Genomic DNA, 16,541 nt, shown 5'->3' on the forward strand with positions numbered 1-16,541 from the left:
TTTCTCCGAATGCGGGGGCCTTTCGGTCCGTGCTTCGCTTATCGATTGTTTGCAACTCTGCTGCGGGGACTCGGATCACTGCACACGCGTCTGTCGGCATAAGGCGCAGCTCTTTGTGCAGCAGATGCGAGAGGTTGGCGGCTTTGGACTTGAGGACATTCCACGCACAGCCGTTTGTTCTGCTCAATTGAGCGCGGATATCGTGCCGCTCATCTACCATGGAAGCAGTCGAGTGACGGCGCTCGCTGGCAAAGTGTTCGCCTTGCGCTTGCCCGATCTCATCGATTTCAAACATGGGAAGCTTCACTTCGAATCTCGCGAAGCCTTGTGTCGGACATACAACATAGACTCCACCGCTGACCTTGTTCTAACCGGCGTCAATCACGATCATCGGATTGAGCCCTGGTGGACCCTTGGCGAGCAACGCATCGCCATCATAAGGGCGATGAAGGAACTTGGAATCGCGCTTGTAACGACCCCGAACTTCAGTCTTCTGCTCGACAATCCACGAACAGATGATCTTCACGCGATAAAGCGTATCGCCATCACATTCGAAGAATTCCAGCGTGAAGGGATGGCCTGCGCACTCCATCCCAACGGCCGGACCTATCGGGACTTTGAGCGCTGGTCGAAGTTCATTGCCGAGCGTTCCGAGATCGAGACGCTCGCCTACGAATTTATCACCGGCTCAGGTCAGAAGCTTAGAACGCAGTTTCACTTGGATAGGCTCGCTGATCTAGCAAAGGCCTCCGGCCGGGAACTGGACATCGTGGTTCGCGGCGATCCTCAGGTTATTCCGTTCCTGCGGCAATTCTACCGCCGCGTCATCTACATTGAGACCAATGCTTTCATGAAGACCTTGAAGCGCCAGCGCGCCGAACGATTGGACAACAGTGCGCTTCGGTGGCCCTCGGCGCGAACCGTTGTAGGTGAGACTGTCGACAAGCTTCTGAGCCACAATGTTGAAGAGCAGATCGCCTTTTTGCGAGCCACCTACTACGGCTGCGATGCGCCTTTTGCAAAAGCTGCGTGAGGTGGAAAATCGAGACTCTGACCTTCGCTCTTGTAGATGACATTTGCCTCGGAGTGCAGAGCGGCACGATCACGGAGGCTGACCTGCCGACGACCAATGCCGATGGCATGGGGCCGCTTTTGGAGTTGCAGCATACGCAGCCAAACATTTTAAACCGAGAGGGCGGATCCCTTTGGCTAACGGCGGATAACTACCGCGAACTTATGCGCAACATGCGAGAAAAGGATGCTTGGTTCGAGCCAAGATCAGGATACCAGGGATTTATTTCGGTCGACAAACTTTGGCGAGATGAACTCGCATGGACCGACTTCGTGCTACGCGCCAAACGGGCAGCGATATCGGCCGGTTTTTCTGACGACTATGGCGGTAAGCTGACGGCGGCGATTGGCGAGTTTTATGCAAACGTCATCGACCATAGCGGGCTTATCGATTCCGGCTATGTTGTCTATAGCGCCTCTCCCGGCCGCTTCGAATTTGTTGTGGCGGATGCTGGAATAGGGGTACTGAACAGCCTTCGCAGCAACCCGACATATGCCCATCTGGTTGACGCGGGCGCGGCGCTCGAATTGGCCTTGGACGAAGGAGTATCGCGTTACTACACCGAACAGGGGCATGGTTTTGGGTTTCGGCCATTGTTTGTCGGCCTGGCCAACATTAGCCGATACATGCGGTTTCGGTCGGACGATCACAGTCGGTCACTGACAAGGAACGCCGACGGATCGATAGATGCCCAAACCAGCCAAACCGCCACCACGACCGGATTTTTCTGTTGCGTAGTTTGCGACATCGAAATCCAGACACCTGCCAGTCATCCGGACCAGGCGTCGAAAAATGCTGAGAGGAAGTAGCCTATGTCACTCAGCATGAAAGAGGCGACCGCTATCAGCGCAATTGCTGATCTCCTTTATGACTTCTTGCCCGGGAGCGGAAATTCTCGCACGGCCTTTCCACTGGCCGCGAACGAGGCCGGCGTTGGAGACTTCTGGCAGCAAGGGAGCAAGCTACCATCCCTTGTCCAGCTTCTCAGCGCAACGCTGGAACAGCGGCGGAACCGATTTTGCCCTCTCATCAATGCGATCGTACTCCAGTCAATGACATGGCGGAGAGGACGAGGCGAACCGCTAAAGCGAGAAGAGATCGAGCAACTTAATAGTCTGCTGCGCGGTGTTTCGTTCAGCATACCCGAACTCACCGAGGCATCTTTTCTCGACATGTTGCCCCGGCGCGATCCACCACCAGTCGAAAAAACCTCCGGCAAGCCAACAACGACGCTGATAACTTCGCTCTCTCAGCAACTGATCGAGGTTAGCAAACTTGCACCGCAGCCACGTGGCTACGCCTTCGAGAAATTTCTGCATGAGCTGTTTGCTGTCTATGACCTTGCCCCGCGCGGCTCCTTCCGAAATACCGGAGAACAGATCGATGGCAGTTTCGCGCTCGAAGGCGAGACCTATCTGCTCGAAGCCAAATGGCAGAATGAATATTCCGGTGTAGCCGATTTAGATCGGTTTTCCGGCAAGGTAGGTAGGAAGGCAAAATGGGCACGTGGCTTGTTCATCAGCAATACCGGTTTCACTCCCGATGGACTCACAGCTTTCGGCAAAGCGCCGACTTCGATTATCTGCATGGATGGGTTCGATCTTCATGAAACCCTGTCCCGTCAGTTGTCCTTCGCTGACGTTATCTCCAGAAAGGTACGCCGTGCCGTTGAAACTGGCGGCCCATTCGTACGCGTCCGCGACCTGTACTGATTATTGGTCATGCGCAAGGATCTCCCTTCTAACCGTGTTATTCATTCAGCGGCGGGTTGAATGCGGCCATCCAGCTTTGGGTCTGAAGATGATTGGTCTCAGTGTAGATCCTATTGTTCGACGCTTGGGAGGCTCCTCCGACATGGTGGTGAATCTTCGGACAAATCCATCCATAAGCATCTTCCCATGAGTATGTTCGAAGGAGACCGGGGTTAGACCATTGATGGGAACGAATCCACCGATCGGCGGAGGATTGTCGGGCATACCTGACGCAGCCCATTCTGGCTTCCCGCGCTTTCGAGGGCTGTCATAGAGCGATGAGCGAATCTGGTCACGAGCGACGCGTGCCGCATTCACTAGGTCGTCGCGCTTAAACGCAGTTACGTCTGCGATCGCGGCATCGATCAGCTCCGGCGCGAGGTCGTTGAAGACGTCTTTGAGATGTGTGGCTTTGGTAAATGAATGCTCGACGTCGTTGAGGGGCGTAAAAACTTCGGTAACGCGAGTCACGCCGTTGCGCTGACGCTCGACGGCGGCAGTAGAAAGTTCGAATTGCATCTCCGGGATCGGTCCGAAAGTCGCGATCCCGATGGAGGATGATCCGCGCGTCGGGCCGCATATCTGTGATCATGTTCGCAAGAAGCCTCGCTGCTGGAAGGTTTCCGCATCCGTTGTACGAGAGCGCGACGAGGTTTTCCGGCGCACCGTTCGCCTTGGCTAGCACAGTTACCGGTTGCGGCAGTTTGTCCTCGGTGAAGAGGATCACGGGTCGTGCAGGATCGAAGGCATCTGCACCGGCCGACAGGGCGCCGAGCGTCATGAGGATCGGGATTGCTGGACGCTGAGCATCGTCAACCGGAACCTTCGCGCCTTCGCTCATCCACACGACCGCGGCGTCGGGGTCGTACATGAGGCGTTGGATCAGCTGGGGCGAGTGGCTAGCGAACAGGATGCGGGTCTGAGTCTCTGCCGCGACCCCTCTAAGCGCCTCGTAAAGTCGCGACTGACTGTCGGCATGGAGATGCGCATCGGGCTCATCCAGCAGGAGCAGGGGTGGAGCGTAGAAGCAGGCGTATGCAATTATCTGGATAACCTGCAGTATGCCGGTCGATGCCATGTCGATCGTGACCCTCGTGTCCAGGGTTTCGACATCGACGTGTACGTAGCGGTCGTGTTGCTGGTTGTGATCCACGATGACGCGTGTACCCTGGTAGCAACGATCGAGAAGCGTGGAAAATGTCTTCCAGCCGCTGTCCGGCAGCAGGCCAATGTCTCGCCCTTGTCGCCAGGCGGTCCTCGCCATTTCATCCAGATCGCGAGTGAAGAGATGATCGAGCACGGTGCGGAGGTAGAGGTTAGCATCACCATGCATAACGGCGGCGTCCATCGCCCCTTTGGTTCGCCATTCCTCGCGCATCGGGATACCCGAGAGGCCCGGCGTGAGTATTGAGAAGGGGCGGTCTCCATTCGCTAGCACGGCAGCGAGGTCATCGTCCCCTGTCCGAGTGATGGCGATGTTCGCATTTTTTCCCCGACGGACCTCGATCGTCATCTCCTTGTCCGTGTTTGTGTCGAGATCCACACCGCGGTAGCTAATAGAGTAGCCAAGGTTCTGCGTCGCTCGGTCTCCACGTCGAAGGTCCAGCAACTGCTCGGTTGGACGGAAGAGCACCGCATCGTTTGAGACCGTACCCGCGAAATCTGGATTGCCGTTGCCGCGGATGCCGCGAAACGCGGCCTGCAAAATTGAGACGCCAAGCTGCGCCGCCTGCAATGCACTGCTTTTGCCGCTGGTATTCCCGCCGACGAGAGCGGTTACTGGCTTTAGCTCGATTGTGACTGAATCGATCCGCTTGAACTGGCTGACGACGATTTGGTCAAGTCGAATCCGCATGCTTACTGCCCCCAAGCAAATAGACTAGACGTTTTCGCGCGAATAAATGCAACGCTGATTCTAGGGTGCGTGGGCGATCCTAGACCCGCACTGGTCGTGCAAGCGGCAGCTTTTTGCCGGTGCCAGCCTGAACCTGCTAGGCGGCTTTCGGCCCCAATTCGTCATTTCGGAACATGCAAGCCGACTAAGTGGCGATTGGAAATCAATAATCACGCGGCCGCAGTGTTCATGGTTTTTGCCTCGAAAGTCGCATAAAAGGCATTGTGGAGTGCGGGACCTCAAGAGACCAGAGCGGATAGCCTTGTTTCCTGAGACTATGCCAGAATTGTCTACTTCCCGTTGCCGCCGTGGCAAGGTGTCGTTGGAGCGATCAAGCCAGGCGACGGCCGCTGCCTAACGTTCGCCTACCGTGCACCAGAACCTCGAATGGAGCGCCGACAATTTTGAGGGGCTGTACTGGATCGATGTGCAGGAAAGCTGCATTGCGGTCGGTTCGGCCCTGGTCCAGGAGGTCTCCGACGACGACACCTGAAACTACTTTAAGATTGGTCGAAACACCTTGGCCAAGTTGACGAGCTACCTACATCGAGATCGGCTTGATGCACCCCGAGGGCCATGACCGCCCATTCCCGGAACTGGCGAACAAGATCGCCCGGAGGCATCAGTTCGCCAATATGACGGGGCCTCAATTCATCTTACGGCGTGGAACGACCGAGGTCCACGAAATCGATTCCGATCAGCCTTCGGATCACATTCCGTTCTAGAATCAGGCCGGTGGGCGGCCCATCGGCTTTCGGTTGGTAGAGGCCAATCCCCAGACCGATCTTTCCACAGCAGCGCTCGCGCATGATTGAAGCACGGCAACGCGAAAGAACAAGGGCGCAGACAGTCTGGCTTCGGTTGGTACTATCGACGCGGGCGTATCAGGGCGCCTACGTTTCGTCGCTACATTAACGACGATAGTTAGGTCGTCATCTGATCCATCAATGGCTGCATCGAACTGAGAACACCCTCGTATTCGTCCTCGCTGAGGACCGAGAGCTTTCTGGTAAACTCAATCACTGATCCTTCCTTGATATCGTGCCCGTGCAGAGAAACGGTACCTAGTATGGTCTGGGCATCGTCCGGTCGGGATTCGACGATCAGGTCGATCATTGCGGCGACGTTCTTCGGATCCTGATCTTGCTGGTTCGGACTGTCGATCACGATGGGCGCGAACAAGGCCGTCGAATGCTGGTGGATCGTCCTTAGTATCGCGAGGAAATAAGCGAGGATGGCGCGAGGCAGATCGCTCCCCGTCTCGGCCACCCTCGCTGGTATCTTGGTGTAGTCGTCCGCTGTGTAATTCGTGACGTCAAGGCGGTCGAGATAGGGGATTATGTGCCTTGCATAGAAGGCGACGATGTCTTCCCGCCGTTTCTTGTCCTTCAACTCCTTTAGGCGTTCCTCGATCTTGCCGATTTCGCCGAAAAGGGTCGCGATCTTAACGTCCAACTCCTCCAGTTGGCTGTCGAACATGTTGGCGGCGATGCGACGACCACGACTTTCGATGACCTCAAGCAGGCTGACTTCGCCGCGCTTGGTGTCGAGCGTAGTCTGGATCTCCTGCAAAGTCTGATCAGCATCACGTACATCAGCTTCTGCCTTGCCGGCCTGGGCAGCAAGTACACGGATTCTTTGCTGGGCTTCCGTGAGGAATTCGAAGCAGGACTCGCGGTCCTGAACGATGCTGAACCTGTTGGCGAAATCGTTGCGGTGGACGGTGCCGCAGGTCGGGCAGAAAACTTCGACCTCGTCCAGCTCGCCGGCAAACTTGGCGTCTTTCTCGAGTTCGCCGATGGCGGAACGTACGACTGCGGTCTGTTGGTCCAGGATCATGCGTTGGTCGAGAATGTCGGCCAGTTTACCGGCGCGTTCCTGCCGGACCTGCTTGACCTGTTGGAGGCGTTGTAGCAATTGCTCGATGGCCTGCTCATGGCCCTCGGTCGAAAGCTCTAATCCATCGAACGACGCCTGCAGGTCGAAACGGGCGATCGCCTTGCGGACGACACCGCGATCTGCCTCGAACGTCTTCTGCTCGAACTCGAGGCCGCGTCGCTCCGCACTGAGTTCATAATACTCATTAGGCAGGATGCCTGTGTGGTATTCTAAAAGATCCTTTCGGAAATCGACGTACTGAGTGAGATAGGCGAATGAGTCCAGCGGCTTTCGCCACCCGGCATCCTGATCAATGTAGAAGGGCAGGAAGGCGTAGGCTGGAGGCGGGGATTCCGAAGTCTGTTCGCGGTTGGTAAAAACCAGTTTGAAGTCGATTAGCTTGGCGATGAAGGGGGCCAGTTCCTTGGTGACTTGGCTGGTCGACAGAAGCATTTTGCCGCTCGAGTCGAAGACCCCGAAATTTTCCTGATTGCGGAGGATACGATAGCGGATGCCATCGACCGTGAAGATGACGAGCGCCTTTACGTTGGCCCTGGCCCATTGGGGATGGATTTTCGGCGGGGTCGCGCCGAAAGCCCAATACAGGCTCTTGATGACCGACGACTTTCCAACGTCATTCTCCCCCTGAATCACCGTCAGAAACGGGTGAAACTGTACCGTCAGAGCTTTCCGTTCCTTCAGGGACAGCAACTCCAAACTTTCGAAGCGCAGTTTTTTCATCGTTCTTTTTTCGCAGGTTTCTTATCAGAAGTCGGTAGCGTCGGTCGTCGTTGGAGGTCATGGGCTGAACTCGTAAAGTATGGCCGCCTTGACGAAATGATCGCTGGCGTCCGCCTTCCATGCGCGGACGACGGGTTTGGCGAGAGCGAACACCGCGTCAACGAAAGCAACCAGGTCTTCCATCCCTGCGTCGGCGCCGTCGATCGTGTCGTCGATCAGCTTTCGCAGTCGCTCGTTCATGGCAACCGTCGCCGCGTTTGGCCTGGCGCGCATGGCTACCTCGTAAGCGCTCCACTCCCGCTGAATCTTTGTCTTTTCGATGAAGGGAAGGTTGAGCTGGTTGGATACGGATCCCCAATCCGGGCGGCGCTCGTGTTGGTCGCAGATATGAGTGAGCCACTGCGTCACCTCCGCACGCGTCACGAACTTTGAGGCCTTTAGCTCGTCAAAACTTGAGAAGTCGGCGAGTTTTTTCGAACGCCGCCTGCAATAGTCGTTCAACATCAGGGCGAACGGCTTAGGCGGGATGTGCGATCCAACCCCATTCGCGAGGAACGATGCGATCCGACCGAGTATGGCATTTTCGTAGCCGGCCAGATTGAGCTCCGAGAATGCGAAGAAAAACAAGCTCGTATGCTCGGGATCCTTGAAGCCCCCCGCCTCCTCGGAAAGCTTTGCGACAAATTTCTTGAGCTTTTCCTTTTCGGCCAACGAGAAGCCGTTCTCCCCGTGCACCAGGATGACTTCCGGGAGCGGTTGGTTGCTGACGAAAACGAGGCGTTCGACAACGGCGCCGAAGCGGAGGAAATTGTCGTACATCTTGCCGGCAAACGACGCCTGCTTGACCCCCTTGACCATAGTCCTGTTCGCGATGCGTTCGAATGACCAGTTGCCTGTCTGCTTGGTTTTGACCTGATAAAAGATCACCTTCGTCGGGTCGTCGGCGTCGTCAAGCGAGACGACATCGTCGTGGAATTCGAAGCCAACGGCATAGTTCAGCCCAGCATCATGTAGATCGAGAAGCTTCGAGATGCCCCAAGCCGTCTGGTAGTCGAAACGTTCGTAAGCCGTTCGCCCGCCGTCCTCGCGTTCGTCCACGGTCAATAGTTTCTCTTTGACGCCCATGCTGCCTCCCGCGGCCCGCCGTATTCTCCCGGGCCGGCATGTCTAAAAGAGAACCGCGCCCCCTCGTAGGCATAAATCTAACCCAAATTAATGAGCCAAATGAATAGACGACGTCCAGGTTGATAGAAGACTTCATGACTTTCCATCAGCCTGCGGTTCCAAAATGATCGATTATGGGTTGCGGTATAGCTCAAGCAACGAATGCACCGAGCACCCGGAGGCGCCAAAGCGCTTGCTCACGGGAGGAGGACGGCAAGAGCCTTTGGCCAATCGTCGCCTAGAAAAGACCGCCGGAACGAACCCGGCGGGCAAGACAGGAGGAAATTCGTTGTCCGCGTCAGGCGGCCAGCACAGCCTTCGGCTCAACCAGATCGTAGCCGAGCGCTTCGGCGACAGCGCGATTGGTGATCTTGCCCTTGTGGACATTGAGGCCATTGCGCAGGTGATGGTCGTCAACCAGCGCCTTCAGGCCCTTATCTGCAAGCTGCAGGCCATAGTGTAGCGTCGCGTTGTTGAGCGCATGAGCCGAGGTGACCGGCACGGCGCCCGGCATGTTGGCGACGCAATAGTGGATGACGCCGTCGACTTCGTAGGTCGGATCGGCATGGGTCGTGGCGTGCGAGGTCTCAAAACAACCGCCCTGGTCGATGGCGACGTCGACCAGCACCGAGCCCTTCTTCATACCGGACAGCATTTCGCGGGCGACGAGCTTCGGCGCGGCGGCACCGGGGATCAACACGGCGCCGACCACTATGTCGGCCGAGAAGCATTCTTCCTCGAGCGCCTCGACGGTCGAGTAGCGGGTGTGCACACGGCCGGCGAACAGATCGTCGAGCTGACGCAGGCGCGGGATCGAGCGGTCGATAATTGTGACGTCGGCGCCAAGGCCGGCGGCCATACGGGCGGCATGCAGGCCGACGACGCCGCCGCCGAGCACAGTGACCTTGCCGGGCAGCACGCCGGGCACGCCGCCCAGCAGCACGCCACGGCCGCCATTGGCCTTCTGCAGCGCCATGGCGCCGGCCTGGATCGACAGGCGACCCGCGACTTCCGACATCGGCGCCAGAAGCGGCAGGCCGCCACGGTCATCGGTCACTGTTTCGTAGGCGATTGCCGTCACGCCCGAAGCGAGCAGGCCCTTGGTCTGTTCCGGATCCGGAGCCAGGTGAAGATAGGTGTAGAGGATCTGGCCGTCACGCAGCTGGACCCATTCATTGGGCTGCGGCTCCTTCACTTTGACGATCATGTCCGACTTGGCGAATACGTCGGCGGCGGTCTTGGCGATGGTTGCGCCAGCAGCGCGGTAGGCGTTGTCATCGGCGCCGATCCCGGCACCGGCACCGGCCTCGACCAGCACTTCGTGGCCATGGGCGACATATTCGCGAACCGAGCCGGGCGTTAGGCCGACACGGTATTCGTGGTTCTTGATTTCCTTGGGGCAGCCGATGCGCATTTTTCTTCTCCTGATCCGGCCCTTTTGGGCTGGCTCCCTGTATTGCTGGAGTGAACCACGAATCGGTGCGCAGGTGTTTGCGAATGCGCTTGCGCGAGAGGGCGCGATTCGATAATCGTTGCGCGAAATGGCTAAGTAGTCGCAGGACTCACGAAAAATGCCGCTCGATAGGATCGATATCGCCATTCTCGAGGCTTTTCAGAAGGAGGCGCCGGATCCAGTCTGTCTCGGACGCCGTCCCAATGACGGCTTGGCAAAACGAATGGGCGATCGCGCCGCGCTGCTGTAAAACCACCGCCTGCCGCCAATATCCTGCTGCCAAATGGTCGCGAGCTATGCGCGGGGACACCTGCCGGTCTTCTCCCCGCCGGCAGGGCGCTATCTGCATACCGCTGGATGGACTTGATCGCCGCGCCGTCGCATTAGAGTGACTGAGGCAGCGTCACTCATTCGGCTGCCTTCTGAAGCTTCTCGAAAACAAACAGCTTGCCTTCGCGCACACTGTCTTCAAGCGGCTTCGCATTCGCCAAATGCGCCGCGATCGCGCTGGCCAGCATGCAGCCGGTCCCGCGCATCGATGCGACAAGGCGTGGCGAGTCGAAGCGGATTGTTGCTTGATCGCGGCGCAACAGAATATCGGTTGATCGAGGCCCCGATGCGTGGCCGCCCTTGATCAGCAGGGCCTGCGCTTCGGTGGCCAGCAAGTGCCGGCCTTGCCACACTGCGCCTCCCTCATCCACTGCTAGTTCCGAGCCCACAAGGAGCGCCAGCTCGATGAAATTGGGTGTGACGAGACGGCAAAGCGGCATCAGACTGCGCTTCATGACGGCGATGGCGCTTGCTTCTAGCAGCGCCCGGCCTGACGTCGAGGCCAGCACCGGGTCGAGTACTGCCGGCACCTGCGGATTTTCGCGTAGCACAGCCGCGACGGCAACGACGATCTCGGCCGTTGCGAGCATGCCGATCTTGATGGCCGCCACCTTGTTGGCCTGCAGCGCGGCGCGCATCTGATCGGCCACTAGATCGGGCTGCGAAGGATGGATTGCTTTTACGGCTTCGTGCGTCTGCACCGTCAGCGCAGTGACAGCCAGGCAGGTTCGCATGCCGATGGAAGAGATCGTCTCGATATCGCGTGCTATTCCAGCCCCACCGCTGGAGTCTGATCCGCCGACCACGAGCACATGCGGTTCTCGCCTCAGCGCCATGGCTTTGTCTTTTCGATCCATTCTCGCGTGCGCGCTTCGGGATCGGCATTCAACGTGATGTCGGTGACCACTGCCGCGCTGTCCGCACCAGCCTCGAAAACACCGTCGAGCCGGTCGGGGTTGAGGCCGCCAATGGCGACCAATGGGATCGGCGCCACCCGATGCTTCCACTCGCTGATCCGCTCGAGCCCTTGCGGCGCCCATTTCATCTGCTTCAGGACGGTGGGATAGATGGGGCCGAGCGCGATATAGTCGGGCTCGGCAGCGATAGCCGTTTCCAGTTCGAGATGATCGTGCGTGCTGAGCCCGAGCTTCAATCCGGCGTACTTAATCGCCAGCAGGTCGGCCGCGGCCAAATCCTCTTGGCCGAGATGGACGAAGTCGCAGCCTTCCTCGATTGCCTCGCGCCAATAGTCGTTGACGATCAGTTGGCAACCAAGGACCGCGCAGACGCCGTTCGCGCGGCGGATTTCCATCCGCAGCGTGGTCTCGTCCCTATCCTTGATGCGCAACTGAACCAGCTTGACGCCGAGCGGGACCAGCCGCTCGACCCAGTCAGCGCTGTCGACGATCAGGTAGAAGGGATCGAGCTTCATGAAAAAACTGCCCTGCCGATGGTCGGTGTCGATGGCACGGCGACGTCGCGCGGTTCAAGCATACCCGAGCTGAAAGCTTCACGACCGGCCTCGACCGCCTTGCCGAACGCACGCGCCATGCCGACCGGATCGGCCGCCTTGGCGACCGCGGTGTTCAGGAGTATGGCGTCAAAGCCGAGCTCCATGACGGTTGCCGCGTGCGATGGCCGTCCGAGCCCCGCATCCACGATCAGCGGAACGCCTGGGAAATGTCCGCGCATCGAGCGCAGCGCAGTGATGTTGATCGGTCCGAGAGCGGAACCGATCGGCGCGCACCACGGCATCAAGACCTTGCAGCCCGCCGTAAGCAGCCGCTCGGCAACGACAAGGTCGTCGGTAGTATAGGGGAATACAGCAAAACCGTCCTCGCACAGGATGCGGGCGGCTTCGACCAGACCGAACACATCCGGCTGCAGCGTGTCGTGGTTGCCGATCACTTCGAGCTTGACCCAGTTCGTACCGAAGACTTCGCGCGCCATTTTTGCGGTCGTGACCGCTTCCTTGACGGAGTGGCAGCCAGCAGTGTTGGGCAGGATTCTGACGCCCAGCGAGCGGATCAACGACCAGAATTCTTCGCCAGCCCTGCCGCCTGCCATTTCACGGCGCAACGAGACGGTCACCACCGCCGTGCCCGATGCCCTGACTGCATAGGCAAGGATGGCCGGCGAAGGATATTGAGCCGTGCCAAGAAGCAGGCGGGAGGGAAGCTCGGCTCCATAAAGCTCGATCATGGCCTAGCCGCCCTGCATGGGCGAGAGGATTTCGATCCGGTCGCCGTCGTTCAATTGGAATTCCGCCCGGTTGGCTTTGTGCACGAGGTCGTTGTTGACGGCGGTCGCCAGCCAATCGCCCTCATAGTCAAGCGCGGCAAGCAGCGCCTCCAGCGTTGTGGCGGCAACCTCATGCGCTTCGCCGTTGACCATCAGTTTCATGAGCAAGCTCCTTGGTTCTGTCTTGACTGAAAACCAGGTCGGCAGCCTGGCGCGCCATGGCGGGAGCCAGGAGAAAACCGTGACGATAGAGCCCGTTGATCGCGATGATTTCACCCTTGGTTTCGACGCGCGGCAAATTGTCGGGAAAGGCTGGGCGGACGCCGACACCGGTTTCAACGATCTCAGCCTCGCCAAAGGCCGGGTGGAGGGCATAGGCGGTACCCAGCAGCTCCATCATGGAGCGCGCCGTGACCGGTCCGCCGGACTGGCTTTCAATCATCGTCGCACCAATCATGAAACAGTGGTCGGTGCGCGGCACTGCATAGAGTGGAAAGCGCGGATGCAGCAGCCTGACGGGGCGCGACAGCGAGATATCAGGGATACGCAGGGTGAGCATTTCGCCGCGAACGCCACGCAACCTGCTATCGGCGGCTGCCATTCCCGTGCAATCGATCTGACGATCGAAACCAAAAACATGCTGGGCGTCGGCGCCGAAGTGGAATTCAACACCCATGGCCGCGAGCTTGTCATGAAGTGCTGCCATCGCCTGGCGCGGATCAAGATGGCCCTCAGCGGGGAAGAGCAATCCGCGGCGGTAGCGGCCGGCTAAGTCGGGCTCCAGCAAGGCAATTTCATCTTCCTCGACACGCCGATAGCCCGTCGTGCGGCTGGCGAACCGGTCGAGCTCGCCCGCATCGCGCGGCGCGGCCAAGACCAGCGTTCCCCGTCGTGCTACCAAGCCTGGCGTTGCGGCGTCCCACCAGTCGGCGGCGTCGCGTCCGAGATCCAGCACCGGCTGCTCGGCGCTTTCACGCTCGCACCACGGCGCCAACATGCCACCGGCGAACCACGACGCATTGCCGCCAAGGGCAGGCCTTGTCTCGGCAACGGTAACCACCGCGCCGCGTGCGGCGAACTCGAAGGCGACGGTGAGGCCGGCAACGCCGGCCCCTTTGACCAAGACCTTCATGATGGCTCACGTGGCTGAGGTATGAGCGGCGCGCCGGTCTCGTCCGCCGGCAGGTAGAGATCGCCGCCCTCGCCATATTTCGCCGCCATCGCCGCCATGCCCTCTTTCTGCGCCTCGGCACGGATGTCGTGAGAGATACGCATCGAGCAGAATTTCGGCCCGCACATCGAGCAGAAATGCGCCACCTTGTGCGCTTCCTTGGGCAAAGTCTGGTCGTGGAAGGACCGCGCCGTTTCCGGATCGAGCGACAGGTTGAACTGGTCCTCCCAGCGGAACTCGAAGCGCGCGCGGGAAAGCGCATCATCCCTGACTTTCGCTGCCGGATGGCCCTTCGCCAGGTCGGCGGCGTGGGCTGCGATCTTGTAGGTGATCACGCCGATCTTGACGTCGCTGCGATCGGGAAGGCCGAGATGCTCCTTGGGCGTGACGTAACAGAGCATGGCGGTCCCGAACCAGCCTATCATGGCGGCCCCAATGCCTGAGGTGATGTGGTCGTAGCCCGGCGCGATGTCGGTTGTCAGCGGTCCAAGCGTATAGAAGGGCGCCTCGCCGCAGACGGCGAGCTGCTTGTCCATGTTCGCCTTGATCTTGTGCATCGGCACGTGGCCAGGGCCCTCGATCATCACCTGGCAATCCTTCGCCCAGGCGATCTGCGTCAGCTCGCCGAGCGTCTCCAACTCGGCGAACTGCGCCGCGTCGTTGGCATCGGCGATCGAGCCTGGACGAAGGCCGTCGCCGAGCGAGAAGGAGACGTCGTAGGCTCTGGCGATGTCGCAGATCTCGGCGAAGTGCTCGTAGAGGAAGCTTTCCCGGTGATGGTGCAGGCACCACTTGGCCATGATCGACCCGCCGCGCGAGACGATGCCGGTGACCCGGTCGACGGTCAGCGGGATGTAATGCAGCCGCACGCCGGCGTGGATGGTGAAATAGTCGACGCCCTGCTCGGCCTGTTCGATCAGCGTGTCGCGGTACACCTCCCAGGTCAGATCCTCGGCAATGCCGCCAACCTTCTCGAGCGCCTGGTAGAGTGGCACCGTGCCGATCGGCACCGGTGCGTTGCGCACGATCCAGTCCCGGATGTTGTGAATGTTGCGGCCGGTCGACAGGTCCATCACCGTATCGGCGCCCCAGCGAATCGCCCAGACCATCTTTTCGACCTCTTCGGCCATCGACGATGTGACGGCGGAGTTGCCGATGTTGGCGTTGATCTTGACCAGAAAATTGCGACCGATGATCATCGGCTCGCTCTCGGGATGGTTGATGTTGGCGGGAATGATCGCCCGTCCGCGCGCCACCTCGTCGCGGACGAATTCGGGTGTGACGAAATCGGGCAGCATCGCGCCGAAAGCCTCGCCGTCGAGCTCAAGCTTGCCGTGCAGGATCTCGCGACCAAGGTTCTCGCGGATGGCGACGAACTCCATTTCAGGCGTGATGATGCCGGCGCGCGCATAGGCAAGCTGGGTCACTGCCTTGCCGGCCTTGGCCCTGAGTGGCCGGTTGCGGACGGGAAATTCCGGTGTCAGGCGCTCGCCCGCCGCGAATCCGTTGTCTTCCGGCCGAACATGACGGCCGTCATAGGCTTCGACATCGCCGCGTGCCGTAATCCATTCATGGCGAAGGCGGGCCAGGCCTTTTTCGATGCTGGTTTCGACAGTCGGGTCGGTATAGGGGCCCGACGGATCGTAGACGGTGATGGGCGGCTCGCCGGCCGTCGGGTGGACGGAGATTTCGCGCATCGGCACCTTGATGTGCGGATGGAGGACGCCAGACTTGTGGATTTTCCGTGAGGCAGGCAGCGGCCCTGTCGACACGGCGGGGGTGAGGGCATTCATCTTTAGGCTCCTTTGCTCATGCATTGGAGACCCAGTTCTGTGCCGGAAGGATGAAAAGACGCTTCTGTGGACCTGCCGAAACAGGACCTCGGGCGTGAACTCCCGCAGAGCGCTTGCACCGTCCCTACGCCAGTATGAACTGGATCAGGTTCAACGGGTCACTGCGCCCCCGAAAGCCAGCAGTATCTCAGCCCCTTGCCGGGACTCCCCTGGTGAATGCCTCAGGTTGAACGGGCCGGCGCGGCTTTGTCAAGCGCATTTGGCCCGCCCAATGTCAAATCAAACCAGGACCGCTTCGTCTTCTTGGCAATCTGGCATCTGCCCCTGCTCTGTTCCACATCCTATTTGGGTGCAAGGCCACCACTCAGCGGAACCCTCAAGAAGGAAACCGTCCAGATTTGGCTAGACTGCTCGACGATAAGTCCAGAGCTGTGCCGGCGGTATGTTGCGGACGACGAAGTCATAGTGGGAAACCACGTAACGGTCTGGCATCTTGATCACCGGCGACAGAGGTCCGTATGTGATCTGAATCACGGGCCGGCCGGCAGGAATACGGGCAAGTAGATCCTCAACCAGCGCGACACGCTGTTGCATTGGAAAGCTCAACAGCGGAACTGCACTTATAACACAATCGAACTGTTCACCGTTGCGCTCACCCAGAGCTTCGTCCAGCGCAAATGCGTCGCCCAATCTGAAGTCCACATTCGGGAAGCGTTGCACCAAGCCGTCGTAGAAAATCCTGGAATATTCGACTGAAACCAGCTGGCGCGGCTTGATTCCCCTAGCCAGGATCGCCTTTGTGATGACACCGGTTCCCGCGCCAAGCTCCAGAATCGGTAATCCTGACCGTGGGTTCACCACGCTTGCCATCCGGCGTGCAGCATAAACCGAAGTGGGAATAAGGGCTCCCACGCCCTTCTTGTCCTTTTGCCAGCCTTTGAAGAATTGGACTTCTTCCTCAAACCTTTTGCCGAGCCGCTCCCTCAGTCGCAAGATCATATCTTCTCCCTGCGTCAGCCGCTTACCCAACGTCATGAATTTGGCAAAGCGCGT

At 59.1% G+C, this 16,541-nt stretch carries 16 protein-coding genes and 1 riboswitch; of the genes, 5 read left to right on the forward strand and 11 right to left on the reverse strand.

Annotation, left to right across the window (positions count from 1 at the left end; genetic code table 11):
• Positions 1-115 precede the first annotated feature (115 nt).
• Genes NKH54_RS24170 through NKH54_RS24180 form a run of 3 tightly spaced genes read left to right on the forward strand, consistent with a single transcriptional unit; the run spans position 116 to position 2,784 of the window.
• Positions 116-1,033 carry a hypothetical protein gene (locus tag NKH54_RS24170; protein WP_353029129.1) on the forward strand — a complete coding sequence of 306 codons (918 nt, stop codon included), beginning with the start codon at positions 116-118 and terminating at the stop codon, positions 1,031-1,033.
• The gene (locus NKH54_RS24175) at positions 1,030-1,881 is read left to right on the forward strand and encodes a hypothetical protein (RefSeq protein WP_353029130.1); all 852 of its coding nucleotides are present in this window, start codon (positions 1,030-1,032) and stop codon (positions 1,879-1,881) included. Before NKH54_RS24170 ends, NKH54_RS24175 begins: the two co-directional genes overlap by 4 nt.
• A 3-nt stretch (positions 1,882-1,884) precedes the next feature.
• Positions 1,885-2,784: a restriction endonuclease gene (locus NKH54_RS24180; RefSeq protein ID WP_353029131.1), complete on the forward strand. Its 900-nt coding sequence runs from the start codon at positions 1,885-1,887 to the stop codon at positions 2,782-2,784.
• A gap of 370 nt (positions 2,785-3,154) precedes the next feature.
• Here NKH54_RS24180 and NKH54_RS24185 read toward each other — a convergent pair whose 3' ends face one another.
• Positions 3,155-4,678, reverse strand: coding sequence for an AAA family ATPase (locus NKH54_RS24185; RefSeq protein ID WP_353029132.1), 1,524 nt, complete (start codon positions 4,676-4,678; stop codon positions 3,155-3,157).
• A 409-nt stretch (positions 4,679-5,087) separates the two neighbouring features.
• On the opposite strand from NKH54_RS24185, the gene NKH54_RS24190 reads away from it, so the two are divergent.
• Positions 5,088-5,210, forward strand: a complete 123-nt coding sequence (locus NKH54_RS24190) for a hypothetical protein (protein WP_352603732.1) — start codon at positions 5,088-5,090, stop codon at positions 5,208-5,210.
• Positions 5,211-5,641: 431 nt separating this feature from the next.
• Here the strand turns inward: NKH54_RS24190 and NKH54_RS24195 are convergent, their stop codons facing one another.
• The 3 genes from NKH54_RS24195 to ald form a co-directional block, all read right to left on the reverse strand.
• Complete coding sequence (locus tag NKH54_RS24195) at positions 5,642-7,336, reverse strand: hypothetical protein (protein ID WP_353029133.1); 1,695 nt, start codon at positions 7,334-7,336, stop codon at positions 5,642-5,644.
• 57 nt (positions 7,337-7,393) lie between these two features.
• A complete protein-coding gene (locus NKH54_RS24200; protein ID WP_353029134.1) occupies positions 7,394-8,461 on the reverse strand; it encodes a dsDNA nuclease domain-containing protein in 1,068 nt (355 codons plus the stop codon).
• A gap of 337 nt (positions 8,462-8,798) precedes the next feature.
• The gene (gene ald / locus NKH54_RS24205; RefSeq protein ID WP_353029135.1) at positions 8,799-9,914 is read right to left on the reverse strand and encodes an alanine dehydrogenase; all 1,116 of its coding nucleotides are present in this window, start codon (positions 9,912-9,914) and stop codon (positions 8,799-8,801) included.
• Positions 9,915-10,071: 157 nt separating this feature from the next.
• Here ald and NKH54_RS24210 point away from each other — a divergent pair, with 157 nt between their 5' ends.
• Positions 10,072-10,203: a hypothetical protein gene (locus NKH54_RS24210; protein ID WP_352658665.1), complete on the forward strand. Its 132-nt coding sequence runs from the start codon at positions 10,072-10,074 to the stop codon at positions 10,201-10,203.
• A gap of 157 nt (positions 10,204-10,360) precedes the next feature.
• On the opposite strand, the gene NKH54_RS24215 is transcribed toward NKH54_RS24210, so the two are convergent.
• The 7 genes from NKH54_RS24215 to pmtA form a co-directional block, all read right to left on the reverse strand.
• A complete protein-coding gene (locus NKH54_RS24215; RefSeq protein ID WP_353029136.1) occupies positions 10,361-11,119 on the reverse strand; it encodes a hydroxymethylpyrimidine/phosphomethylpyrimidine kinase in 759 nt (252 codons plus the stop codon).
• Positions 11,110-11,715: a thiamine phosphate synthase gene (locus NKH54_RS24220; RefSeq protein WP_353029137.1), complete on the reverse strand. Its 606-nt coding sequence runs from the start codon at positions 11,713-11,715 to the stop codon at positions 11,110-11,112. Before NKH54_RS24220 ends, NKH54_RS24215 begins: the two co-directional genes overlap by 10 nt.
• Positions 11,712-12,485: a thiazole synthase gene (locus NKH54_RS24225; RefSeq protein WP_353029138.1), complete on the reverse strand. Its 774-nt coding sequence runs from the start codon at positions 12,483-12,485 to the stop codon at positions 11,712-11,714. The genes NKH54_RS24220 and NKH54_RS24225 overlap by 4 nt, the downstream gene beginning before the upstream one ends.
• A 3-nt stretch (positions 12,486-12,488) precedes the next feature.
• Entirely contained in the window at positions 12,489-12,686 is a 198-nt protein-coding gene (gene thiS, locus NKH54_RS24230; protein ID WP_031253541.1) for a sulfur carrier protein ThiS, read from the reverse strand.
• Positions 12,655-13,656, reverse strand: a complete 1,002-nt coding sequence (gene thiO, locus NKH54_RS24235) for a glycine oxidase ThiO (RefSeq protein ID WP_353029139.1) — start codon at positions 13,654-13,656, stop codon at positions 12,655-12,657. The genes thiS and thiO overlap by 32 nt, the downstream gene beginning before the upstream one ends.
• Positions 13,653-15,488, reverse strand: a complete 1,836-nt coding sequence (gene thiC, locus NKH54_RS24240) for a phosphomethylpyrimidine synthase ThiC (RefSeq protein ID WP_353029140.1) — start codon at positions 15,486-15,488, stop codon at positions 13,653-13,655. Before thiC ends, thiO begins: the two co-directional genes overlap by 4 nt.
• Positions 15,489-15,591: 103 nt before the next feature.
• Positions 15,592-15,709: riboswitch (TPP riboswitch) on the reverse strand.
• A 181-nt stretch (positions 15,710-15,890) separates the two neighbouring features.
• Positions 15,891-16,487 carry a phospholipid N-methyltransferase PmtA gene (gene pmtA, locus NKH54_RS24245; RefSeq protein ID WP_353029184.1) on the reverse strand — a complete coding sequence of 199 codons (597 nt, stop codon included), beginning with the start codon at positions 16,485-16,487 and terminating at the stop codon, positions 15,891-15,893.
• Between the last annotated feature and the right edge of the window lie 54 nt (positions 16,488-16,541).

Origin of the sequence: Mesorhizobium sp. M1004, from assembly GCF_040318795.1 — a bacterium.
In the GTDB taxonomy this organism is placed as follows: Bacteria; Pseudomonadota; Alphaproteobacteria; order Rhizobiales; family Rhizobiaceae; genus Mesorhizobium.